The sequence below is a fragment of the Rhodopseudomonas pentothenatexigens genome, from assembly GCF_900218015.1.
In the GTDB taxonomy this organism is placed as follows: domain Bacteria; phylum Pseudomonadota; class Alphaproteobacteria; order Rhizobiales; family Xanthobacteraceae; genus Rhodopseudomonas; species Rhodopseudomonas pentothenatexigens.
Genome location: NZ_UFQQ01000002.1, coordinates 296,349 through 318,551 on the forward strand (window position 1 = coordinate 296,349; position 22,203 = coordinate 318,551).

Consider the following 22,203-nt stretch of genomic DNA (forward strand, 5'->3'; position numbering starts at 1 on the left):
TCGATCGTGGATTCGTCAGCGCGGTACGGCGGGAGCCGCCGGCACCGCCGGTGTCGCGGCCGCGGACGGCGCTGCGCCGTTCGTGGCCGCCCGTCCCTCGGCACTGCCGAAGAACCGGAAGAAGTCCGAATCCGGCCGCAGCAGGAACCGGGTATCGTTGCTCTTCAGCGCCTGCTCGTAGGCGGTCATCGAACGATAGAACGCGAAGAAATCCGGATCCTTGGAATAGGCGGTCGCGAACAGCCGGTTGCGCTCGGCGTCGCCGGAACCGCGGATCTCTTCGGCCTGGGAATTCGCCTCGGCGATGATCACGGTGACGTCGCGATCGGCCTTGGAACGGATCTCCTGCGCCTTCTGGCCGCCCTGGGCGCGGAACTCGGCGGCTTCACGCTGACGTTCGGTCTGCATCCGCTGATACACCGCCAGGCTGTTCTGGTCCGGCAGATCGGCGCGGCGAATCCGGACATCGACCACCGAGATGCCGTAGTTCTCGGCCTCGCGGTCGAGCTGGGAGCGGATCCGGCCCATCAGCGCCTCGCGCTCGTCACGCACCACCTGGATGAAGGTGACCTCGCCGAGCACGCGGCGCAGCGCCGCGTTGAGCAGCGTGGTGAGCTGGAGGTTGGCCGCCGGCACCGAGCCGACCGACTGGTAGAAGCGCAGCGCATTCTTGATCCGGTAGCGCGCGAAGGCGTCGACCACCAGCCGCTTCTGGTCGGCGGCGATCACTTCCTGCGACGGGTTTTCCAGATCGAGGATTCGCTTGTCGATGCTGATCACCGAATCGATGAACGGCGCCTTGAAATGCAGCCCCGGCTCGGTGACCACGCGAACCGGCTCGCCGAGCCGGACCAGCAGGACCTGCTCGGTCTGGCGCACGGTGAACAGCGACGACCACACCACCACGATCACGACCAGCGTCACGATCAGGGCGACGACACCTGCGACTCCGGCCTTCATCGGGTGCCTCCCAGCTGCGACTGCTGCGGCGGCGTTGCAGAACGACGCGGAGTGAGTTCGTTCAAGGGGAGATACGGGATCACGCCCTGGCCGCCACCGCCGACGCCCGCGCCGGGATCGTAGAGCAGCTTGTCGGCCGGACCGAGCACGCGCTCCATGGTTTCAAGATAGATGCGCTGACGAGTCACGTCGGGAGCCTTCCGGTATTCTTCATAGACGTCGAGGAAGCGCGCGCTCTGGCCCCGGGCCTCGGCGATCGCCTGCTGCTTGTAGCCTTCGGCGTTCTGGGTGATCTGCGCCGCGCGGCCCTTGGCGTCGGGAATCACGCGATTGGCGTAGGTCTGCGCTTCGTTCTGCAACCGCTCGAGGTCGGCGCGCGCCGCCTGGACGTCGCGGAATGCGTCGATGACCTGCTGCGGCGGGTCGACCTTCTGCAGCTGCACCTGCTGTACCAGTACGCCGGCGCCGTAGCTGTCGAGCGTCTTCTGCATCAGTTCCTGCACCGCGCCTTCGATCGTGGTGCGGGCGCCGGTGAGGATCGGCTGGATATCGGAACGGCCGATCACTTCGCGCATCGCGCTCTCGGCCACCGCCTTCACGGTGCCCTGCGGATTCTGGATGTTGAACAGGAAATCGCCGACGCCGTCGGGCTTGATTCGCCACAGCACGGTGAAATCGACGTCGACGATGTTCTCGTCGCCGGTCAGCATCAGGCTCTCTTCCGGAACGTCCTGCGTGGTCGCGCCGCGACGCGAGGAATCGGCCGACACGACCACGCCGATGCTGATGGTGTTGACGCGCAGCGCCTTCGGCAGCAGCACGGTCTCGATCGGATACGGCAGATGATAGTTGAGGCCGGGCTGCACGGTGCGAACATGCTTGCCGAACCGCAGCACCACGCCGAGTTCTTCGGACTGCACCCGGAAGAAGCCCGACAGGCCCCAGATCGCCAGCGCGCCGAGCACCACGACGATGATGCCGAGGCCGCTGAAATGGCCGCCGGGGAGGATCTGTTGCAGCCGGTCCTGGCCGCGGCGCAGCAGGTCTTCGAGATCAGGCGGCCGCGGTCCCGACGATTGCGGCCCCGAGCCCCACGGACCCTTGGGGCCAGAACCCCACGGGCCTCCGCCTTGATTCTTCCACGGCATTCAAACATCTCCTTCGCGGCCGAACGGCCGCAGTCTGCCCGGCTTTATAGGGGACCGTCCCCCCGGGCACAACGCGCGTCATTCCGCGTTGCGAGCTAAGCCTTGGCGAAGGTTTGTCAATTGCCAACGGTGCCGCGCCCCCGCTCACCCGGCGGCACAGCGTCGATAGGTCACATAGGAGAAATCCGCGCTGTCCTGTGGCCCGGCGACGTGACGTTCGCGCACAACCTCCTGCCATTGCGCCGGATCGATCGGCGGAAAGCAGGTATCACCCTCGGGGCTGGCGTGCACTTCGGTCAGCTCGAGCCGTGCCGCGCGCGGCAGCCAGTGGGCGAAAATGTCGGCGCCACCGATCACCGCGATTTCGGTGGCAAAACGCCGCAGCGCATCGCCTCGCGCGACCTGTTCGGCGGCCTCGAATGACGGCGCCACGACGACGCCAGCCGCCGCGAAAGCGGCATCGCGCGTCACCACGATGTTGGTCCGTCCCGGCAGCGGCCGGCCGATCGACTGATAGGTTTTGCGGCCCATGATCACCGGCTTGCTCAGCGTCAGCCGCTTGAACCGCTGCAGGTCGGACTTCAGCCGCCACGGCATCGCGTTGCCCTGCCCGATCACGCCGTTATCGGCAACCGCGACGACGAGGACGATCGTGATCATGCGGCAGGACGAAGAACATACGCTTCGTCGACATACGTGCCGTTGCGATAAGCGCCCCGAACTCTTCCGTCTGGAGATGATACCGACCTGACTGCCTGAACAATCGGATGGTCTGGTTTGGCGATGGTGTAACGCAGATCGTTTCTACCCGGAAGCTCGTCGCTGTGGTTCACGATGGTTTCAGCGACGCGAATGGTCTCACGCAGTGTATCCTTCGGGTGAGACCGCGGCACGATATACAGGCGGCCGCGTCCTTCGTCATCAGGCACCCAAACTGCTGTCTCGACAGGAAACCCATCTCGCTCGAGAAGGTCGAGCAGCTTGTGCGCAGTCTCGAACTCCGGCGCTACAGCTTGCTGCGCAACCATGGAAGAATACCTCCTTCGATAGCTCGAATCAGCGCCAGGGCGTCGTCGGGCCCAACGTCTGCATAACGACTGGCCTCGTCCCAGCCTGTCACAATTTGCCAAAATCCTTCGAATTCGGCGTCAGTTTGCCTTCGAGCCTTGAGCTCTTCCTCCAACCGGCACAGCCGGAGAAGCTTGAACAGATCGTGAGTGTAAAGATCCTTGAGCAAGGCTCGGTCAGGAAGCGTATCGGCTTTGAATTGCGCCGACAAGATCGCCTTGAACGCCAATTCAATCGCATACCCCGCCAAGTAATAGGCGTTTCCGTGGCTGCCAGCCTCGAGCAGCAGCTTGGCATCGAGGAGCTTTGCCTCAGACAGCGCAAGCAGTCTTGCCTTGCTGATCTCTGCCATGGTTCACACCGCCACCTCGGCCTTGATGTGCGGGTGCGGATCGTAGCCTTGCAGGGTGAAATCTTCGTAGCGGAAACCGAAGATGTCGGTCACCGCGGGGTTGATCGCCATCACCGGCAGCGCGCGCGGCGCGCGGGTGAGCTGCAGCCGGGCCTGATCGAGGTGATTGGAGTACAGATGCGCGTCGCCGAGCGTGTGAATGAACTCGCCCGGCTTCAGCCCGGTGACCTGCGCGACCATCATCGTCAACAGTGCGTAGGACGCGATGTTGAACGGCACACCGAGAAACACGTCGGCCGAGCGCTGATAGAGCTGACACGACAGCTTGCCGCGGGCCACGTAGAACTGGAACAGGCAGTGGCACGGCGGCAACGCCATCTTCTCGACATCGGCCGGATTCCACGCTGTCACCATCAGGCGCCGTGAATCCGGATTGCGCTTGATCATCTCGACAACGTTGGCGATTTGATCGATCGAGCCGCCGTCCGCAGTCGGCCAGGAGCGCCATTGCGCGCCGTATACCGGGCCGAGATCACCATTGGCGTCCGCCCACTCGTCCCAGATCGTCACGCCGTGATCGTGCAGGTATTTGATGTTGGTGTCGCCCTTCAGGAACCACAGCAGTTCGTGGACGATCGCCTTCAGCGGCAGCCGCTTGGTGGTCACCATCGGGAAGCCGGCCGCCAGATCGAACCGCATCTGATGCCCGAACACCGACAGCGTGCCGGTGCCGGTGCGGTCGTGCTTCTCCGCCCCGTCGCTCAAGATGCGTTCGAGCAGGTCCTGATATTGGATCATGGCGAGGTGGCTCGGCAATGCAGCGCCGACACGGTCGCCGGGCGACGACACGGGAGGGCTTGGGGAACGGTGCGGACAGCTGCGAAAATGGCCCCTGGCGGCGGCCGCGGCAAGGCCGTAGCGCCGCCGATCCACACAAGGCTGTTGCGCCGCCCGCTGGCGGCCGCGCCGGGCGGCGGAAGTTAGGGTCCGGCCCCCTTCGCCAGCTCGCCCCAACGGGTGATTTCATCGTGAACGAGCTGTGCCAGGACCACCGGCGAGCGTTGGTCCGGGCGGGGAACCAGGCCGCCGAGGTCGGTCAGCTTGCTGCGCAGTTCGGACTGGTCGAGGGCCCGTGACACCGCGGCGTTCAGCTTGGCGACGATCGGTTCGGGCGTGCCGCGAGGGGCGAACAGCCCGGTCCAGGCCCCGATCTGAAAGCCGGGCAGCCCCATTTCGCCCGCTGTGGGGACTTGCGGCAGCGCGGCATCGCGGGCCGATGATGCGATCACATAGGCCTTGATCTTGCCCTCGCGCAGTGCCGGCACGGCGTTGACGATCTGATCGCACATGTAGTCGACCTGCCCCTCGATCAGCGCCTGCAAGGCCGGGCCGGTGCCGCTGAACGGCACGCCGGTCGGGTCGACATGCAGCAGGCGGTTGAGCAGCAGACACGACGCGTAGGACACCGACCCGAACCCGGCATGGGCGACGTTGATGTTGTCGGTGTGGGCCTTCACGAACGCGGCGAACTCGGTCATGTCCTTGGGCGGGAACTGCTTCCTTGCCAGCAGCAGCACCGGCATCTCGGTGAGCAGCGCGACTGGCTCGAAGTCCTTGTCGGGCCGGTAGCCGAGCTTTGGGAACAGCGCCACCGCCGAGCCGTGCGTCCCAAGGTGCCCGACGATCAGGGTGTGACCGTCGGGAGTGGCGTGCGCGACGCGGGTCGCCGCCAGGGTACCGCCGGCGCCCAATATGTTCTCGATCTCGATCGGCTGTCCCAGCGTCTTGGCCATTTCCATCGAGATCAGACGAGCCACGGTGTCGGTGGGGCCGCCTCTGGCGAACGGAACGACGACAGTGACGGTGCGCACGGGAAAATCGATCTGATCCAACCGATCTTGGTCGAAGGCCGAGGCAGGCGCCAGCCACAGCGCCATCAGGGCGGCCGCAACGCCCCTCGCTGCGCTCGCGCCGACAAACAACTTCATTGGACGTCTCCGCCGGAAAGGAGTGCTAATAGCGAATTACTCGCTATCAGATCAACCGGCGAAACGGCGTTGCGGCGATGCGAGAATGCAAGGGGCCGGGCGGATCAGCCCTCGGACTCGACGAACACCTCGTCCCGCTTGCCGCGGAGCACCGGTAATACCGCCAGAATCAGCAGGCCGGCGGCCGCTATTAGCAACGACGCCGAGAGTGGACTGGCGAAGAACACGGAGGCGTCGCCGCGTGCGATCAGTAAGGCGCGGCGCAGATTATCCTCCATCAGCGGACCGAGCACCATGCCGAGCAGCAGCGGCGCTGGCTCGAAATCATGTTTCACCAGCCAATAGCCGACCAGCCCGAACGCGCCCGCCAGGATCACGTCCATAGGGGCGTTGTTCACCGAATAGATCCCGATGCAGCAGAAGATCACGATCGCCGGAAACAGCAGACGGTACGGAACACGCAGCAAGCGTACCCAGACGCCGACCAGCGGCAGATTGATCACCAGCAACATCAGATTGCCGATCCACATCGATGCGATCATGCCCCAGACCAGCTCGGGCTGGTTCTGCATCACTTGCGGCCCCGGCACGATGTTGTGGATCGTCATCGCGCCGACCATCAGGGCCATCACCGCGTTCGGCGGAATCCCGAGCGTCAGCAGCGGGATGAACGAGGTCTGGGCGGCGGCATTGTTGGCACTTTCCGGCGCAGCGACGCCTTCGATCGCGCCGCGGCCGAACCGCTGCGGCGTGCGCGAAATCTTCTTCTCCAGCGTATAGGCGGCGAACGACGCGATCACCGCACCGCCGCCAGGCAGGATGCCGAGGATCGAGCCGAGCACCGTGCCGCGGCCGATCGCCGGTGCTGCGTCGCGCAGATCCTTCCGGGTCGGCATCAGGCCGGTGATCTTCTGCTGCACCAGTTCGCGATCTGCCGATGCGCCGGAATCCAGGTTGCGGATGATCTCAGCGAAGCCGAACACCCCCATCGCCACCGTGGCGAAGCCGAGCCCGTCGGCCAGTTCCGGCAGATCGAAGGTCATCCGGGCCGCCCCGGTCTCGATATCGGAGCCGACCGTCGACAGCAGCAGCCCGAGCACGATCATCGCTACCGCTTTCAGTACCGATCCGCGCGCCAATACCACTGCGAACACCAGACCCAGCACCATCAGGGAGAAGTACTCGGCCGGGCCGAATTCCAGAGCGATCCTGGTCAGCGGCTCGCCGACCAGAGCGATCAGCACGGTGGCGAAGCAGCCGGCGGCGAACGAGCCGATCGCCGCGATCGCCAGCGCCGGACCGGCACGCCCCTGCTTGGCCATCTGGAAACCGTCGAGCGTGGTGACCACCGAGGTCGCCTCGCCCGGAATGTTGACCAGGATCGAGGTGGTCGAGCCGCCGTATTGCGCGCCGTAATAAATGCCCGCCAGCATGATCAGCGCCCCGATCGGCGGCAGGCCGAAGGTAATCGGCAGCAGCATCGCCACCGTGGCGATGGTGCCGATCCCCGGCAGCACGCCGATCAGCGTGCCGACCAGCGCGCCGGTCAGGCACAGCAGCAGATTGGTCGGCGACGCGGCGACCTGAAAACCGAGGGTGAGATTGGAGAACAGATCCATCACCGCGCCCTCACTGCGTCAGGGCCGCGGGCCACAGCGTGAACGGCAGCGCCAACCCGTACACGAACAGCCCGCAGCACGCGGCGGTGAGCACGATGCCGACCACGATGGTCTCGCCCCAGCGCGTCTCCGGCGTGCCGAGCGCCGCGATCAGGAAGCTGGAGAACGCCGCGATCACCAGGCCGAGCGGCCGGATCGCGATCGCGAAAGACAGAATGGAGAGCCCGACGAACAGCGGACCGCGCCAATGCAGTTTCGCCAGCGGCTCGCCTTCGGCGAAGATCCCGGTCGCCGTGATCACCGCGCCGAGCCCGAGCAGCAGCACCGCCAGCAGCCGCGGCACGGTCCCAGCCCCGAAGCGAAAGCCCTGCATGCCGCCGAGGTCGGCGGCGGCCCACAGCGCGAAGGCGGCGACCGCCATCAGCACCAGCCCGCCGACGAAATCCTGCGGTCCGCGGATCCAGGCCGGAAACACGGATCCCTCCCGCACCTCGCTCGGCGCCTCGCCCATCGTCTGCTCCCTGAATGTCCCGTCCGAGTCGTGAACGGTGTTTGTTGGTCTTGGCCTATCGGCTTGATTCAAACAACGCCGGCGAGGCCGAGGAGCCCGCCGGCCAGCAACAACCATAGTGGATTGATCCTGGTGACCGCCGCCAGCACCGCGACCGCCGCGATGACGGCCAGCGCCGCGCCGGACCGGTCCGAGGTCCCGGCGAGGACCAGGCTGCTCGCCGCCATCAGCCCGATCGACAGCGGCACCAGCGCCGCCTGAATGATCGATGGCCACTGCGAACGGGCCGGGCGGCGCAGCAGCCGGCCGACCGCATAGGCCAGCGCCGCGCTCGGCCCGCACATCGCCACCGTCGCCACCAGCGCGCCGGCAAGCCCGGCCGCCTGATAGCCGATCAGGGTGACGATCAGCACGTTGGGACCGGGCGACAGCTGCGCGATCGCAAACGCGTCGGCGAATTGCTGTTCGGTCAGCCAGTGATTGAGTGTGACGGCGACGCGGTGGATTTCCGGCAGGGCGGCGTTGGCGCCGCCGATCGCGAACAGCGACATCGTGCTGAAGGTGGCTGCGAGCCCGCCGAGCGACGCCGCTCCGGTCATGCGGCGCGTCTCCGCAGCATGAAGCTGGCGCCGATGCTGAGCGGGACCGCGGCCGCGAGTACCCACGGCATCGGCAGCCGGAGCACGCCGACTGCGACGAACACCCCTGCGAACAGCGCCAGCGCCACCGGCTCCCGCCGGCGCAGCAGCGGCACCAGCATCTTGAACACCACGGCCAGCAGCAGCCCGATCGCCGCGCAGGACACCCCGGCGAGAACGCGCCGCAGCACCTCGATCTCGCCGTAGCGGGCATAGAGCACCGCCAGCACCGTCACGATCAACACTGGCGGCCCCAGCAGCCCCGCAAACGCGACGATCGCCCCTGGGATGCCGCGGAACCGCGATCCAAACACCACCGACAGGTTGACGATGTTCGGCCCCGGCAAAAAATGGCACAGCGCGAAGGTCTCGTTGAACTCCTCGGCTGTCATCCAGCGATGCCGATCGACGATCGCCTGCCGCGCCCACACCAAGACGCCGCCGAACCCGGCCAGCGACATCTTGGCGAAGGCGACGAACAGTTCGCCGAGGCCGGGCGGCGGCGCGGCCGCGGCGTCCCCAGTCTCGCGATCGGGAGCATCGATAAGAGCCATTCGCAAGCTTTAGACCGCCGCAGCTTAGGCAACCACCGGCTTTTCCGCCGTCCCCCTGTTCGCGCACCGCCAAGCTGCCCGGATGCTGGACCTCGCCTTGGCGAGGATCCCGGCCACGCCCACAAGTGCTTGGACGGGAGGCCCTTTCGCCCGGCGCCATTGCCCCCTATATTGGGAGCGTCGGGGCAACCCGACTATGGAAATAAATGGCCGCCGCAATAAACCATTCGGACCCGGGGGCGGTACCCGGCGCCTCCACCCAAGCCCGTTCCTCTTCGTTTCGGAAGGCGGGTTTCGGCGGGGGCGAAATAGGATCGACGAGGGCGTAAAGGGCTCGCTTTTTCCCGGTATTGTTCCGCCGTTATCGGGCTACTGCAATAGTTGCCAACGACAACTATGCTCCGGTTGCTCAGGCTGCGTAACGCAGTTTGAAAGACCACTTTAAAGTCCTAACGGGTTAAGCTCCGTTAGGCGGGGTTCGGAGGCACCTGGCAACAGAAGCCTCCACTCATTCTAATCATGCCTTGGTCGTTCAGAATTCTGCAGCCTGCCGGATGGCTTACTGCCCGTTTCTCCGGCGCCGCGCCGCACAATTCAGCCGCGATAGATGCTGACCATGGGCAGCGGCCGGGGTAGCATGATGTTCGGCGCGAGTCGGGCCACCTCCTCGGTGCCGACCAGCCCCAAGGCAGCACCTTCGGGGTATCCGAGCGACGGGACGACGACACGGGACGACCACATGGCCACCGACCACATTCGATACGACGTGCTCGCCCGCGATGCCTTGCGTGGCGTGCTGCGGCATGTCCTCACCGACGTCGCGCAGCACGGCCTTCCGGGCGAACATCACTTCTTCATCACCTTCCAGTCGAAGGCCGATGGCGTGAAGCTGTCGCCGCGGCTTCTGGCGCAGTACCCGGAAGAGATGACCGTGGTGCTGCAGCATCAGTTCTGGGACCTCATCGTCACCGAAGACCGCTTCGAGGTCGGGCTGTCGTTCGGCGGCATCCCGGAGCGGCTGGTGGTGCCGTTCGCCGCGATCAAGAGCTTCTTCGATCCCTCGGTGAAGTTCGGTCTGCAGTTCGAGGCGGCCGATGAGATCGACGACACCGGGGAGTCCGAGGATACGACCGAACTGGTGACCGCGGCGCCGGTGGCGCTGCCGCCGTCGTCCTCCGCGACGACCGAGACCGGCGCACCTGCCGACGACGAGCCGGCCCGCTCCGGCGAAGGCGCCGAAGTGGTGCGGCTCGACCGCTTCCGCAAGAAGTAACGGCGCTGCCGATCGTCCGCTCACTGGCGCGCTGGATCGTTCCGGCGCGCGCGGCGTTACCGCTTGGCGCCGTGCCGCCCTCCCCCGATCCCCAGCCTTCAGGACGATGATCATGGCTCGCACGCCCCGCTCCCCCCGCCCCGCGCGTTCTGCCGCCACCCGTAGCGAGACCGACAGTTTCGGTCCGATCGAGGTTGCTGCCGACCGCTACTGGGGCGCGCAGACCGAGCGCTCGCGGCAGAACTTCCGGATCGGCGCCGAGCGGATGCCGATCGGCATCATCCGGGCGCTGGCGATCGTCAAGCTGGCCGCTGCCGAGACCAACCGCGAACTCGGCCTGCTCGATCGCAAGCGCGCCGATGCCGTCGTCCGGGCCGCGCGCGAAGTGATCGACGGCAGCCATGACGATCACTTCCCGCTGGTGGTGTGGCAGACCGGCTCCGGCACCCAGACCAACATGAACCTCAACGAGGTGATCGCCAACCGCGCCAACGAACTGCTCGGCGGCGAGCGCGGATCGAAGAAGCCGGTGCATCCCAACGATCACGTCAATATGAGCCAGTCGTCGAACGACTCGTTTCCGACCGCGATGCATATCGCGGCGGCGCAGGCGATTAGTTCGGACCTGATCCCGGCGCTGACGCTGCTGCACGACGCGCTGCGCAAGAAGGAGAAGGCGTTCGCCAAGATCGTCAAGATCGGCCGCACCCACACCCAGGACGCCACGCCGCTGACCCTCGGCCAGGAATTTTCCGGCTACGCGTCACAGCTCGCCAGCAGCATCGCCCGGATCAAATCGGCGCTGAAGGAGCTGTATCCGCTGGCGCAGGGCGGCACCGCGGTCGGCACCGGACTGAACACCCATCCGAAATTCGCCAAGGCGTTCGCCAAGCGCGCCGCCGCGATTACCAAGCTGCCGTTCGTCACCGCGCCGAACAAGTTCGAGGCACTGGCCGGCAACGACGCCTATGTGTTCGTGCACGGCGCGCTGAACGCGGCGGCCACCGCGCTGTTCAAGATCGCCAACGACATCCGCCTGCTCGGCTCCGGCCCGCGCTCCGGTCTCGGCGAACTGATCCTGCCCGAGAACGAGCCCGGCTCCTCGATCATGCCCGGCAAGGTCAATCCGACGCAGTGCGAGGCGATGACCATGGTGTGCTGCCAGGTGTTCGGCAATCACACCACGCTCACCGTGGCCGGCAGCCAGGGCCATTTCGAGCTCAACGTCTACAAGCCGGTGATGGCCCAGGCGATGCTGCAGTCGATCGGGCTGCTGGCGGACGCGGCACGTTCGTTCACCACCAATTGCGTCGACGGCATCCGCGCCGACGAGCAGCGGATCGGCGAACTGATGCAGCGCTCGCTGATGCTGGTGACCGCGCTGGCGCCGAGCATCGGTTACGACAACGCCGCCAAAATCGCCAAGGCGGCGCACCAGCGCGGTACGACTTTGAAAGAGGAAGCGGTCGGCTCCGGGCTGATCAGCGCCGCCGACTTCGACCGGCTGGTCCGGCCGGACAAAATGACGCATCCGGGATGAGCCCGCAGCGCGCGCGCCCTCGTCGTAAAAATCGCCTTTCGGAAATTGATGTAAATCATATCCCTTGCGCGCTCAGATTGGTCAACTTGCACTTGCGGCGTTGTCGTACGACTGCCTTATTCAGATTATCGAATAAGTCTCGGGCGACATCCTGCGGCGATATGGTTGTTGTTCTTGATGGTGACCGAGCCGCCAATGGCTTCGCGCATTCGTGCCCGCCTGGTAGGCGACGCCCGTTGCCGATTTGATCGATAATGGGTGCCTATATGGCCGACGTGGTCAATTTAAAACGATTCAAGAAGCGAGCCGAGCGGGAAGCAGCCGCCAAACTCGCAGACGCCAATCGCACGCGATTCGGCAGGACCAAATCGCAGCGCGCGCTCGACGATCATCATGTCAGCCGCGCCAATCAACTGCTCGATCAACACAAAATCGGTGGCGAGGACGCGTCATGAAATCGCCGGTCGTCAAACGGTCGATCGTGGTCGCGGGCCACAAGACCAGTGTCAGCCTCGAAGAAGCCTTCTGGAACGGCATGAAGGAAATCTCCAGCGTGCGGGACATGACCTTGTCCGAGCTCGTCGGGGAAATCGACAGCAATCGCCAGCAGGGTAACCTGTCCTCGGCGATCCGGCTGTTCGTGCTCGATTACTTCCGCAGCCGCGCGATCCAGGCGCAGCAGCCGGTCGCCGACCCGAAGCCAGAGAGTTCATTGACGGCGCACTGACCAGGTCGACTGGACGGTGCGCTGATCAGAAGGTCGCCCGCGAGTTGCCGGGCGGCGACAGCACCATGGGTGGACGCGGCCGTGACGGCCGCGAATCCCCAGGTGCCGGTTTGATTTCCAAAGGCGGCGGCAGTGGCGCGAGCTTCTCGCGCGAGGCCGAAGGCGTTGCGAGCGAAGGCGCGGCGGACGGCCGTGGCTGAGCGGGCGGCGGCGAAGCTCGTTGCGGCTGTGCGCGAGCCTTCGGCGTGGCGCGGCGGGGATCGCCATCGGGTAGCGGCGGTACCAGCGGCGGTGCCGGTGCGCCCGCCGTTCCTGACGAATCGGTCCCTGACGGCTCGACTCCGGACGATTCGGCCGGCGGCCGCGCCGATTGGGAGCCGGCGGCTGCGGCCGGCGGCCCCTCCCGGTTACCCGCCTGGGGAGGCGGCAGACTCGACGTCTGCGCCGGGGGCTTTTCGGCATTGGCCGGGTCGGCAATAGCCGGCGGCCTTCCCGCCTGTTCGAGCATCTGCAGCTTGCGGGTTTCGCGATCGATCCGCCGGACCGACAGCCACGACGACAATCCCGACAGGTCTCGGCTCCACACCAGCCGATCCGGCGGCCCCGCCGCGAAGATCCGGATTTCCGGCGGCAGCTCCTGTCCGGTGTCGGCCGGCGTCAGCGTCGCGCGCAAATCGGCCTGGCCGGCCGCGATGTCATAGCCGCCGGACACCACGACGCGGGCATCCTTGGCGTGCAGCGTGGTCGGTGCCAGCTTCACGCGACCGTCGCTGATGCTGATCGCAAGCTGCGCGCGGTCGAGCTGCAGCCGACCGACGCTCAGCGCCGGCTCGATCTGCTTCGCCAGGTGGTCGCCGTCGATCGGCTGGCCCTGATCGGCGGCGCGGATCGCCACCGCGAACGCGTTCGGATCGAGCCCGGCAATCGAGGCCTGCGACAGCGTGACGGTGCCGCCGCCCGACAATGCGCCGACAAGCGCGGAGGCACTGCGACCGGCGCTCGCCAGCGTGGCCTGCAGCGACAGTTTCCCGGGCGGCAGCGCCAGGGCGCCATCGCGCAGCGCCGCCGCGTCGCCGTCCTTCACCGCGAGCTGGGCGTCGAGCGCAACGCCGGCGTCGGTCGCCTTGGCGGTCAGCGTCGCTTTGGCGTCGCCGCCGCCGAGCTTGCCGCTGCCGTCCAGCGTCAGCGATCGTCCATCGCTGCGCACCACGCCGCGCAGCGGCTGCAGCTCGCTGCCACCCGGCAGTTCCGCCCGCACCGCCTGAAACGCGATGTTGCCGCGCCAGCCGCGCAGCCAGCCCTGCCCGAGCGGCTCGTCGGCGGGGCGTCCGGCGGCGCCAAGGGCGAGCTGCAGCACCGGTCCCAGCGGCAACGTGTCGATTCCCGCTTCACCGTCGAGTTCGGCTGTCCCGCCACGGGTCAGCGCCAGCCGGCCGCGCAGCCGCGAACCGGCGACACCGGCGTCGATGTCCTTGAAGGTCCATCGCTGGCCGGCGACCGCAAGCTGGGTCGAGAGCGACAGCGTTGCATCGGCGTTGGCCGGCAAGTCGAACAATGGCGACAGATCGAGCTTGCGCGCATTCAGCGACAGCGCCGCCTTCGGCTCGGCCGCGAAAGGCTCGATCTCGCCGCTCGCCTCGGTGTCGAGCCGTGCCGCCGTCAGCTTGGCTTTGCCGCGCAGCGCGCCGCGCCATCTGCCGGTGCCCGAGGCTTGTAGTGTCGCCGCGCCATCGCCAGCGGCGACGACGTGATCGAGTCCAAGCACCGCGAGCAGCGCCTCGCCGCGCGGCGCCGACAGTTCGCCGTCGAGCTCGAGCGCGCTGCGGACCAGCGCTTCGCCGTCGAGTTTGCGAAGAGCGGGGGCGGGCGGGTTCGCTTTGGCGGTCAACCGACCGCTGAGCTGGGGCGCGGTCAGTTCGAGCGTGCCGGTTGCGGCGAGGTGGTCCGGCGCAGTGCCAGACTTCTCGACCGACAGCGTCAGCTTGGCGCGGGCCTCGCCCGCCTCCGCCGGCAGCGCCTTTAGCCTGTCCGCGACGGCGGGCGCGAACGGATCGATCGCCGCCGCGATCTGCCCCGTCGACGGTGCCCGCGCCGTGAGGGCGAGCCGCCCCACCGCGTGGTCACGATCGAGGGCACCCTCGCCTTCCAGCAGCAGCCCGCCCGCGGTACCGAGCTTCAGGCGGTCGAGCGCGATGCGGTGCGGATCGTAAGCCAGCCGTAGCGCCGCCGGCTGCCACACCTGTTCGCCGGCACTTAGCTTGCCGAGGTCGAGTGTCAGGTTCGCCCGTTCAGGCCAGCCGCCGGAGCCTCCGAGCGAGCGCGCCCATTGCAGCACGGCATCGAGATCGGCGCTGTCGCCTTTCAGCTCGGCGTCGATCTGTGCCCCCTGGTCGTCGCGGCCCGCCCGATAGGCGAAGCGGCCGCGCAGCCGATCGGCGCCGCTTTCCGCCGTCAGCGGATCCAGCACCACTGCATCGGAGCCGAGGCGGATGCCGCCGGTGATCCGCAGCGCCCTGCTTGCACCGCCAGGCGCCGGCGTGCGGCCCTGCAGCCAGGCCGCGAGCAGATCCGGATCGGCCGCAGACAAGTCCAGCGAGCCGGTGACGACGGCGTCCGCCCCGCCGCCGTCGCGCAGCGCCAGCCGGGTGCCGCCGGGCGCGCGCAGCTCCAGCCGTTCGATCTGCCAGACCTGCGCATCGCCGCGTAATTCGGCGGCCAGATCGGTCACCGTGCGGCTGCCGAGCACGATCTGGTCGGCGTCGAGTGTGATCCGTGCCGGCAACGGCGGAGGCGGCAGCGCGCCCGCCAGATCGCGCAGCCGCGCCAGCCACGGCAGCGGCGGGGCGGCATCGCCGGGCTTCGCCAGCAGCCGGTCGGCATCGAGCTGCCGCGCCGACAACTTGGCGTCGAGCCGCGGCGCGGCGCCGAACCGCGCCTCGCCGCTGCCCGCGAGCTTCAGGGCGCGGTCGTCCGCCCCCCAGGAAACCTCAAGCTCGCCGAGCTGAGCGCGGGCCGGATCGGCCTCGATCTTGGCGGCGATCCGCCACGGCGTCCGCGGCGTCTCGCCCGCCGCCGCCGCAAGCGTCGCCAGCGACGCGCTGCCGTCGAACCGCGGCCGGCCGTGGTCGAACCGGAGCAGGCCGTCGAGATCGGCCGCGATGCCGCCGGCAGCCTGATTGACCCCGGCGCGCAGCCGGATCGCATCGCCATCTGCCGCGCGGCCGGTCGACAGCCGGAACGGATAGCGCTGGCCGCGCAGCAGGAAATTGCCGTCGCCGCGCAGCACCGCAGCCTGCGCCCGCAGCTCGCCAGAGAACGCGATGTCGCTGAGTTCGAGATTGGAACGGCTGGCGGCGTCGTGCAGCGCGATCCGCCCGGTGAGATTGAGCCGGTCGACGGTGAGCGCCGCGAGGTTCGACAGCCCTGCCGCCGGCCAGTCGACCCGGCCCTGCGGATCGAGCCCGAGATCGAGCGACAGCCCGTTGATCGACATTTCGTCGGCGCGCAGCTCGCCGCGCATCAGCGCGCCGAGGCTGAACTCGATGTCGAGCTTGGCGGCCCCCAGCCGGCCGGCGTCATTGGCGCCACCGACGCTGACGTTCTGCAGCCGCAACGACGGGGCCGGCAGCAGCCGCGCATCGAGCGGCCCGGCGACGCGGACCTGGGCGTCGAGCAGCCGTGTCGCCTCAGCCTCGAAAGGTCCACGAAACTGGTTCCAGTCGATCAGATACGGCCCGACCAATGCGGCGAGCAGCGCCAGGATCAGCGCAATGGCCAGGCCGAGCAGAGTCGTCTGCACGCGGTTTCCCCTCGGGGGCGTTGCGACGCCCCTCGCCGGCGTCGTTCCCTTGTGTTTTCAACGCCTAGCGCCAGACTGTGGCGAACTCACAGCGACTTCAAGCGGCAGATTCACGCCGCCGAAATATCCTGTGGTTCAAATCCCTTGCGGCAAAATCTTGCCGGGATTGAAGATGTTCTGCGGATCAAGTGCCTGCTTGATCGCGGCCATCGCCTGCAGCGCTTCGAGCCCGAGCTCGGCCTGCAGATACTTTTGCTTGCCCTGGCCGATGCCGTGCTCGCCGGTGCAGGTGCCGTCCATCGACTGCGCCCGCTCGACCAGCCGGTGCATGAACTCGTCGGCCCGCGCCAACTCCTCGGCGTCGTTGACGTCGCACAGCAGCGAGCAGTGGAAGTTGCCGTCGCCGACATGACCGACGATCGGCGCCAGCAGCCCGAGCCGGATGAGGTCGGCCTCGGTCTCGCCGACGCAATCGGCCAACCGCGAGATCGGCACGCAGACGTCGGTGGCGACGACGCCGACGCCGTCGCCCTGGCGCAGCGCCCGCACCGACCAATAGGCGTCGTGCCGGGCCTGCCACAGCCTGTTGCGGTCCTCCGGGCGGGTGGTCCAGGTGAAGTCGCCGCCGCCGCAATCCTTGGCGATGGCGCCGAAATTCTTCGACTGCTCGGCGACCTCGACCTCGCTGCCGTGGAATTCGAGCAGCAGCAGCGGCGTCTCCGGCAGCGTCAGCTTGGAATAGGCATTGACCGCCTTGACCTGGGATTGGCTCATCAGCTCGATCCGGGCCAGCGGAATGCCGGTCTGGATCGCCAGGATCACCGCCTGACAGGCATCGCTGACCGAGGGGAACGAGCACGCCGCCGCCGCGATCGTCTCCGGAATGCCGCGCAGCCTGATGGTCAGCTCGGAAATGATGCCGAGCGTGCCTTCCGAGCCGACGAACAGGTGGGTCAGGTCGTAGCCAGCCGCGGATTTCTTGGCGCGGGTGCCGGTGGTGATGATCTCACCGTCGCCGCGCACCACCTTCAGCGCCAGGATGTTGTCGCGCATCGTGCCATAGCGCACCGCGTTGGTGCCGGACGCGCGGGTCGCCGCCATGCCGCCGATCGAGGCGTCGGCGCCGGGATCGATCGGAAAGAACAGCCCCTGGTCGCGCAGGTTCTCGTTCAGCGCCTTGCGGGTGACGCCGGGCTGAATCACGCAGTCGAGGTCCTCGGCATGGACGGCCAGGATCTTGTTCATGTCGCGCAGATCGATGCAGACGCCGCCGGCCGGGGCGTTGACGTGGCCCTCGAGCGAGGTGCCGGTGCCGAACGCGATCACCGGCACCTTGTGCTGGGCGCAGATCCGCACCGTATCCTGAATGTCCGCCGTCTCCTGCGCCATCACCACCGCATCCGGCGGCTGGTTCGGCAGCCAGGTCGTGGTGTGACCGTGCTGCTCGCGCACCGCGAGCGAGGTGACGAGGCGGTTGCCGAACCGCGCCGCGAGCGCTTCAATGGCGCTCGCCACGGCCTGCGGCTCGGCGCGCTTCGGCGTGTTGGTGATGGTCAGGCCCACGACAAAAACTCCTTCGGAAACGGGGCGACCGTGGCAAAGGATACCGGAGGGGTCAAGGGAGGTAGGATTGACTTTGGAAGTAGATCGCAGCGTCGAAACCGGCACTGGGGCCGCGCCGTTCCTGTCGTCGGTGATGCAGATCGAGCCGGGATGGATCGACTATAACGGCCATCTCAACATGGCCTATTACAACGTGCTGTTCGACCGCGCGATCGATCAGATCTGGAGCGAACTCGGGATCGGCGTCGATTACCTGAACAGCCGCGGCGGCTCGACCTTCACGGCCGAAGCCCACGTCCGTTACTTGCGCGAGATCCATCTCGGCGACCCGGTGCAGGTCGCGGTTTACATCGTCGCGGCGGACGAGAAGCGGATCCACACCTTCGAAGAACTGCGCCACGCCGAGGAAGGCTGGCTGTCGGCGACATCGGAGAACATGTCGATGCATGTCGACATGGCGAGCCGCAAAGTTGCGCCGTTTCCGGACGACATCCGCGCCAATATCGCGCGGATGGCAGAAGCTCATCGCACCCTTCCGCAACCCGAGGGCATCGGACGACGTATCGCGATGCCCTCGAAGCGTCCGGCGGGCTAGACCCGAGAACGGCCGCGGAAGATGCTGATCACCGCGGAGACCAGGAACAGGATGATCGCGATGAAGAAGATGATCTTGGCGATTTCGATCGACGCACCGGCGATGCCGCCGAAGCCGAGCAGGCCCGCGATCAGCGCAACCACGAGAAACGTCACAACCCAACCCAACATGTGATGACCTCCGTTTCGCTTCAGGCACCCGCAGGCGGTTGCCCTTTTCGGTGAAGGCGCCGCCGGTTTCGGCCGCGCCGCTTGCCGAAACAATCCCACCTGGGAACGAAAGTTCCGGCCGGTTTCGTTCGGCCGAGCGGCCATTTTTGCGCGAAAAACAGGAACGAAATCGCCTTCAGCGGCGCTGCGGCTGGGCGAGTTGCGCAACTCGGCCTGTCGATCGCGGCGGAGCGCGCCTATATCGCCGGGTAATCCTGCTATGAAAGCTCTTCATCGAGCCCCGCAGCACGGCTGCGGGTGATAAAACGATTCGCATGACCGATCCGATTCAGCGCCCGTCCCTCGACGTCTCCAGCTATCAGCCCGCCGCCGGCGGCATCGCTGCGCGCGCCCGCGCCGCGGCCGGCCCGGCCTATCTGTCCGGCCTCAATCCGGAGCAGCGCGACGCGGTCGAGACGCTGGATGGTCCGGTGCTGGTGCTGGCCGGCGCCGGCACCGGCAAGACCCGCGTCCTGACCACGCGGATCGCCCACATCCTCTCCACCGGCCGCGCCCGCCCCGCCGAGATCCTGTCGGTGACCTTCACCAACAAGGCCGCGCGCGAGATGAAGCTGCGGCTCGGCCAGATGCTCGGCCAGGCGGTGGAGGGAATGCCGTGGCTCGGCACCTTCCATTCGATCGGCGGCCGCATCCTGCGCTATCATGCCGAACTGGTGCAGCTCACCTCGAACTTCACCGTGCTCGACACCGATGACCAGATCCGGTTGCTCAAGCAACTGCTCGCCGCCGACAACATCGACGACAAGCGCTGGCCGGCGCGGATGCTCGCGGGCCTGATCGACGGTTGGAAGAACCGCGGCCTGACGCCGTCGCAGGTCCCGGCCGGCGAAGCCGCGATGTTCGGCAACGGCCGCGGCGGCAAGCTCTACGCGCAGTATCAGGAGCGGCTGAAGATCCTGAATGCCGCCGACTTCGGCGATCTCTTGCTGGAAAACATCCGCCTATTCCGCGAACATCCCGACGTGCTGCGGCAGTATCAGAACCGCTTCAAGTTCATTCTGGTCGACGAGTATCAGGACACGAACGTCGCGCAATATCTGTGGCTGCGGCTGCTGTCGCAGACGCCTTCGTCCCCCTCCCCCATCCTTCGAGACGCCGCGCTACGCGCGGCTCCTCAGGATGAGGGCGCCGACGATGAGGGCTCCGCAAGCACTGACCCCGTCCCTCACCCTGAGGAGCGCGGGCAAAGCCCGCGCGTCTCGAAGGGCGAGGCCGGGACACCGACTCCGAGCGGCCCTCCGAAAAACATCTGCTGCGTCGGCGACGACGATCAGTCGATCTATGGCTGGCGCGGTGCGGAAGTGGACAACATCCTGCGCTTCGACCACGACTTCCCCGGCGCCAAGGTGATCCGGCTGGAGCGCAATTATCGCTCGACCGGCCACATCCTCGCCGCCGCCTCGCATCTGATCGCGCACAATGAAGGCCGGCTCGGCAAGACGCTGCGCACCGAGGACGTCGACGGCGAAATGGTCACCGTCACCGGCGCCTGGGACTCCGAAGAGGAAGCCCGCGCCATCGGCGAGGAGATCGAGCAGCTGCAGCGCCAGGGCCACGCGCTCAACGAGATCGCCATCCTGGTTCGCGCCTCGTTTCAGATGCGCGAGTTCGAAGACCGCTTCGTCACCCTCGGCCTGCCCTACCGGGTGATCGGCGGCCCGCGGTTCTACGAACGCGCCGAAATCCGCGACGCGCTGGCGTATTTGCGGGTGATCAACTCGCCGGCCGACGATCTCGCCTTCGAGCGCATCGTCAACGTGCCGAAGCGCGGCCTCGGCGACGCCACCGTGCAGATGCTGCACGATCATGCCAGGAAGCGCCGCATGCCGCTGTTCGAGGCAGCGCGGATGGTGATCGACACCGACGAGCTGAAGCCGAAAGCGCGCAGCAGCCTGCGCGGCCTGATCGAGAATTTCGAACGCTGGCAGGTGCAGCGCGACGCGCTAGCGCATACCGAACTGGCCGAGATCGTGCTCGACGAGAGCGGCTACACCGAGATGTGGCAGAAGGATCGCTCCGCCGACGCCGCCGGCCGGCTGGAGAACCTGAAAGAACTCGTCCGCTCGATGGAGGAGTTCGAGAACCTGCAAGGCTTCCTCGAACACATCTCGCTGGTGATGGACCGCGACGGCGGCGCCGATGAGGACGCCGTCAGCGTGATGACGCTGCACTCCGCCAAGGGCCTGGAATTCGAAACCGTGTTCCTGCCCGGCTGGGAGGAAGGGCTGTTTCCGCATCAGCGCGCGCTCGACGAACAGGGCCGCGCCGGCCTGGAAGAAGAGCGCCGCCTCGCCCACGTCGGCATCACCCGCGCGAGGAAGCGCGCGAAGTTGTACTTCGCCACCAACCGCCGCATCCACGGCACGTGGAACACGACGATCCCGTCGCGCTTCCTCGACGAACTGCCGGCCGCCAATGTCGAGATCACCGAGTCCAAAGGCGGCTCCGGCTGGGGCGGCATGAGCGGCTACGGCCCGTCGCGGTTCGACAACGTCGAGTCGTTCGGCTCGAGCTATTCGACTCCCGGCTGGCAGCGCGCCCAGGCGCAGCGCGGTCGCAGCGGTGGCGGAAGCAACGGCGGCCGCAGCGGCGGCTTCGGCGAAAGCGGCGCGTCCTACTCGTCCGGCAGCGCCCGCCGCGCCCCGTTCACCATCGAGGGCGAACTGGTCGCGAAATCCACCGGCACCGACTCCGCGTTCAGCCTCGACGACCGCGTCTTCCATCAGAAATTCGGCTACGGCCACGTCACCAAGATCGACGGCAACAAACTCACCATCGCGTTCGACAAGGCCGGCGAGAAGAAGGTGGTCGATAGTTTCGTGGAGCGGGTGTAACTTTCTTCGGGCGGCTCATCCGCTCCCGTGGGGCGCGACGAAAATGCTGAGGGACAGCCGTGATATCATCCGGCGACTGGAGCGCGAAGGATATAGGCTGATCAGCGTCAGCGGATCGCATCATAAATTCCGCGATCCTAGGACGAACCGGACCGTCATTGTGCCGCACCCGAAACGAGATATGGCCAGAGGCACGGTGAAAGCGATCTACAACCAGGCGGGTTGGGCGAAAGACTAGGAGGCAGCGATGGTTCACTACATCGCCTTGATCCACAAAGACGACGACAGCAGCTACGGTGTATCGTTCCCTGACATTCCCGGCGTCATTACGGCGGGGGACACCATCGAGGAAGCGATGCAAGAAGCCGCAGAAGTGCTCGTCTTCGCGGCCGAGGACTGGACTAATCCGGACGGTTCGACCGTTTTCAATCCGCCCCGCACGATCGACGAGCTGAAAAAAGACCCGGCCTTTGTCGAGGCCAGCAAGGACGCAATCGTCGCCCTAGTCGAATACCCCACCCACGCCCACGCGGCGGAGTGATCGCCGGCTTGTCTCCTTCATTGCGAGCCAACGGGTCGGCGCGCAGCGCCGCCCGATGACAGGCTCCGCGAAGCAATCCAGAAACTCAGTGCACCGGGGCTCTGGATTGCTTCGGCGGCTTCGCCGCCTCGCAATTGTGCAAGTTCAATAATTCGGTGATCGAATCCACCCATCAGGGAGGCTTCGATGCGCGACAACAGTTTCGACCGGACGATCGAGCGGAATTACATCCAGAAATGGCGGTTTCTGATGGCCGAGTACGA

22 protein-coding genes and 1 other RNA gene are annotated in these 22,203 nt (G+C 66.7%); 9 read left to right on the plus strand and 14 right to left on the minus strand.

Annotated features, from left to right (window positions below; translation table 11 throughout):
- Positions 1-15: 15 nt before the first annotated feature.
- The 11 genes from hflC to DWA33_RS02870 form a co-directional block, all read right to left on the minus strand.
- The gene (gene hflC, locus DWA33_RS02825) at positions 16-960 is read right to left on the minus strand and encodes a protease modulator HflC (RefSeq protein WP_114356559.1); all 945 of its coding nucleotides are present in this window, start codon (positions 958-960) and stop codon (positions 16-18) included.
- A complete protein-coding gene (gene hflK, locus DWA33_RS02830) occupies positions 957-2,108 on the minus strand; it encodes an FtsH protease activity modulator HflK (protein ID WP_114356560.1) in 1,152 nt (383 codons plus the stop codon). Before hflK ends, hflC begins: the two co-directional genes overlap by 4 nt.
- 144 nt (positions 2,109-2,252) lie before the next feature.
- Entirely contained in the window at positions 2,253-2,768 is a 516-nt protein-coding gene (locus tag DWA33_RS02835) for a dihydrofolate reductase (RefSeq protein WP_114356561.1), read from the minus strand.
- Positions 2,765-3,136, minus strand: a complete 372-nt coding sequence (locus DWA33_RS24870; RefSeq protein WP_147270217.1) for a hypothetical protein — start codon at positions 3,134-3,136, stop codon at positions 2,765-2,767. Before DWA33_RS24870 ends, DWA33_RS02835 begins: the two co-directional genes overlap by 4 nt.
- Positions 3,115-3,528 carry a HEPN domain-containing protein gene (locus tag DWA33_RS02840; protein WP_114356562.1) on the minus strand — a complete coding sequence of 138 codons (414 nt, stop codon included), beginning with the start codon at positions 3,526-3,528 and terminating at the stop codon, positions 3,115-3,117. Before DWA33_RS02840 ends, DWA33_RS24870 begins: the two co-directional genes overlap by 22 nt.
- A 3-nt stretch (positions 3,529-3,531) precedes the next feature.
- Positions 3,532-4,326: a thymidylate synthase gene (locus DWA33_RS02845; protein WP_114356563.1), complete on the minus strand. Its 795-nt coding sequence runs from the start codon at positions 4,324-4,326 to the stop codon at positions 3,532-3,534.
- A 182-nt stretch (positions 4,327-4,508) separates the two neighbouring features.
- A complete protein-coding gene (locus tag DWA33_RS02850) occupies positions 4,509-5,516 on the minus strand; it encodes a tripartite tricarboxylate transporter substrate-binding protein (RefSeq protein ID WP_114356564.1) in 1,008 nt (335 codons plus the stop codon).
- A gap of 104 nt (positions 5,517-5,620) precedes the next feature.
- On the minus strand, positions 5,621-7,135 hold the full coding sequence (locus tag DWA33_RS02855; protein ID WP_167443109.1) for a tripartite tricarboxylate transporter permease: 1,515 nt from the start codon (positions 7,133-7,135) through the stop codon (positions 5,621-5,623).
- Between the two features lie 10 nt (positions 7,136-7,145).
- Complete coding sequence (locus DWA33_RS02860) at positions 7,146-7,646, minus strand: tripartite tricarboxylate transporter TctB family protein (RefSeq protein WP_114356566.1); 501 nt, start codon at positions 7,644-7,646, stop codon at positions 7,146-7,148.
- Positions 7,647-7,714: 68 nt separating this feature from the next.
- The gene (locus DWA33_RS02865) at positions 7,715-8,245 is read right to left on the minus strand and encodes a chromate transporter (protein WP_114356567.1); all 531 of its coding nucleotides are present in this window, start codon (positions 8,243-8,245) and stop codon (positions 7,715-7,717) included.
- Positions 8,242-8,838 (minus strand): chromate transporter, encoded by a 597-nt coding sequence (locus DWA33_RS02870; protein ID WP_114356568.1) that lies wholly within the window; start codon positions 8,836-8,838, stop codon positions 8,242-8,244. Before DWA33_RS02870 ends, DWA33_RS02865 begins: the two co-directional genes overlap by 4 nt.
- 140 nt (positions 8,839-8,978) lie before the next feature.
- Here DWA33_RS02870 and ssrA point away from each other — a divergent pair.
- The 5 genes from ssrA to DWA33_RS02895 all read left to right on the plus strand — a co-directional run bounded on the left by ssrA (position 8,979) and on the right by DWA33_RS02895 (position 12,378).
- Positions 8,979-9,347: a transfer-messenger RNA gene (gene ssrA, locus DWA33_RS02875) on the plus strand.
- A 230-nt stretch (positions 9,348-9,577) separates the two neighbouring features.
- Positions 9,578-10,111, plus strand: coding sequence for an SspB family protein (locus tag DWA33_RS02880; RefSeq protein WP_114356569.1), 534 nt, complete (start codon positions 9,578-9,580; stop codon positions 10,109-10,111).
- A gap of 112 nt (positions 10,112-10,223) precedes the next feature.
- Complete coding sequence (fumC, locus tag DWA33_RS02885; RefSeq protein WP_114356610.1) at positions 10,224-11,651, plus strand: class II fumarate hydratase; 1,428 nt, start codon at positions 10,224-10,226, stop codon at positions 11,649-11,651.
- Between the two features lie 266 nt (positions 11,652-11,917).
- Positions 11,918-12,106, plus strand: a complete 189-nt coding sequence (locus DWA33_RS02890) for a DUF4169 family protein (protein ID WP_114356611.1) — start codon at positions 11,918-11,920, stop codon at positions 12,104-12,106.
- A complete protein-coding gene (locus DWA33_RS02895) occupies positions 12,103-12,378 on the plus strand; it encodes a ribbon-helix-helix domain-containing protein (protein ID WP_114356570.1) in 276 nt (91 codons plus the stop codon). Before DWA33_RS02890 ends, DWA33_RS02895 begins: the two co-directional genes overlap by 4 nt.
- Positions 12,379-12,403: 25 nt before the next feature.
- Here the strand turns inward: DWA33_RS02895 and DWA33_RS02900 are convergent, their stop codons facing one another.
- Complete coding sequence (locus DWA33_RS02900) at positions 12,404-16,177, minus strand: AsmA family protein (protein WP_114356571.1); 3,774 nt, start codon at positions 16,175-16,177, stop codon at positions 12,404-12,406.
- 135 nt (positions 16,178-16,312) lie between these two features.
- Positions 16,313-17,740, minus strand: coding sequence for an FAD-binding oxidoreductase (locus DWA33_RS02905; RefSeq protein ID WP_114356572.1), 1,428 nt, complete (start codon positions 17,738-17,740; stop codon positions 16,313-16,315).
- 67 nt (positions 17,741-17,807) lie between these two features.
- On the opposite strand from DWA33_RS02905, the gene DWA33_RS02910 reads away from it, so the two are divergent.
- A complete protein-coding gene (locus DWA33_RS02910) occupies positions 17,808-18,335 on the plus strand; it encodes a thioesterase family protein (protein WP_114356573.1) in 528 nt (175 codons plus the stop codon).
- Here DWA33_RS02910 and DWA33_RS02915 read toward each other — a convergent pair.
- The gene (locus DWA33_RS02915) at positions 18,332-18,505 is read right to left on the minus strand and encodes a DUF1328 domain-containing protein (RefSeq protein WP_114356574.1); all 174 of its coding nucleotides are present in this window, start codon (positions 18,503-18,505) and stop codon (positions 18,332-18,334) included. The genes DWA33_RS02910 and DWA33_RS02915 overlap by 4 nt on opposite strands.
- 314 nt (positions 18,506-18,819) lie before the next feature.
- Between DWA33_RS02915 and DWA33_RS02920 the strand changes: the two genes are divergently transcribed.
- From DWA33_RS02920 to DWA33_RS02930, 3 genes are read left to right on the plus strand one after another with little or no spacing between them, the layout of a single operon-like run.
- Positions 18,820-21,399, plus strand: coding sequence for an ATP-dependent helicase (locus DWA33_RS02920; RefSeq protein ID WP_114356575.1), 2,580 nt, complete (start codon positions 18,820-18,822; stop codon positions 21,397-21,399).
- A gap of 43 nt (positions 21,400-21,442) precedes the next feature.
- Positions 21,443-21,637, plus strand: coding sequence for a type II toxin-antitoxin system HicA family toxin (locus DWA33_RS02925; RefSeq protein ID WP_114356576.1), 195 nt, complete (start codon positions 21,443-21,445; stop codon positions 21,635-21,637).
- Between the two features lie 9 nt (positions 21,638-21,646).
- Complete coding sequence (locus DWA33_RS02930) at positions 21,647-21,940, plus strand: type II toxin-antitoxin system HicB family antitoxin (RefSeq protein WP_114356577.1); 294 nt, start codon at positions 21,647-21,649, stop codon at positions 21,938-21,940.
- Positions 21,941-22,203: the final 263 nt, after the last annotated feature.

Coding starts and splice junctions, on each gene's coding strand:
- DWA33_RS02845 (WP_114356563.1), bottom strand. CDS start 4,326: ATGATCCAATATCAGGACCTGCTCGAACGCATCTTGAGCGACGGGGCG.
- DWA33_RS02855 (WP_167443109.1), bottom strand. CDS start 7,135: ATGGATCTGTTCTCCAATCTCACCCTCGGTTTTCAGGTCGCCGCGTCG.
- DWA33_RS02925 (WP_114356576.1), top strand. CDS start 21,443: ATGCTGAGGGACAGCCGTGATATCATCCGGCGACTGGAGCGCGAAGGA.
- DWA33_RS02920 (WP_114356575.1), top strand. CDS start 18,820: ATGACCGATCCGATTCAGCGCCCGTCCCTCGACGTCTCCAGCTATCAG.
- DWA33_RS02835 (WP_114356561.1), bottom strand. CDS start 2,768: ATGATCACGATCGTCCTCGTCGTCGCGGTTGCCGATAACGGCGTGATC.
- hflK (WP_114356560.1), bottom strand. CDS start 2,108: ATGCCGTGGAAGAATCAAGGCGGAGGCCCGTGGGGTTCTGGCCCCAAG.
- hflC (WP_114356559.1), bottom strand. CDS start 960: ATGAAGGCCGGAGTCGCAGGTGTCGTCGCCCTGATCGTGACGCTGGTC.
- DWA33_RS02890 (WP_114356611.1), top strand. CDS start 11,918: ATGGCCGACGTGGTCAATTTAAAACGATTCAAGAAGCGAGCCGAGCGG.
- DWA33_RS02850 (WP_114356564.1), bottom strand. CDS start 5,516: ATGAAGTTGTTTGTCGGCGCGAGCGCAGCGAGGGGCGTTGCGGCCGCC.
- DWA33_RS02860 (WP_114356566.1), bottom strand. CDS start 7,646: ATGGGCGAGGCGCCGAGCGAGGTGCGGGAGGGATCCGTGTTTCCGGCC.
- fumC (WP_114356610.1), top strand. CDS start 10,224: ATGGCTCGCACGCCCCGCTCCCCCCGCCCCGCGCGTTCTGCCGCCACC.
- DWA33_RS02870 (WP_114356568.1), bottom strand. CDS start 8,838: ATGGCTCTTATCGATGCTCCCGATCGCGAGACTGGGGACGCCGCGGCC.
- DWA33_RS02880 (WP_114356569.1), top strand. CDS start 9,578: ATGGCCACCGACCACATTCGATACGACGTGCTCGCCCGCGATGCCTTG.
- DWA33_RS02930 (WP_114356577.1), top strand. CDS start 21,647: ATGGTTCACTACATCGCCTTGATCCACAAAGACGACGACAGCAGCTAC.
- DWA33_RS02895 (WP_114356570.1), top strand. CDS start 12,103: ATGAAATCGCCGGTCGTCAAACGGTCGATCGTGGTCGCGGGCCACAAG.
- DWA33_RS02840 (WP_114356562.1), bottom strand. CDS start 3,528: ATGGCAGAGATCAGCAAGGCAAGACTGCTTGCGCTGTCTGAGGCAAAG.
- DWA33_RS02915 (WP_114356574.1), bottom strand. CDS start 18,505: ATGTTGGGTTGGGTTGTGACGTTTCTCGTGGTTGCGCTGATCGCGGGC.
- DWA33_RS02865 (WP_114356567.1), bottom strand. CDS start 8,245: ATGACCGGAGCGGCGTCGCTCGGCGGGCTCGCAGCCACCTTCAGCACG.
- DWA33_RS24870 (WP_147270217.1), bottom strand. CDS start 3,136: ATGGTTGCGCAGCAAGCTGTAGCGCCGGAGTTCGAGACTGCGCACAAG.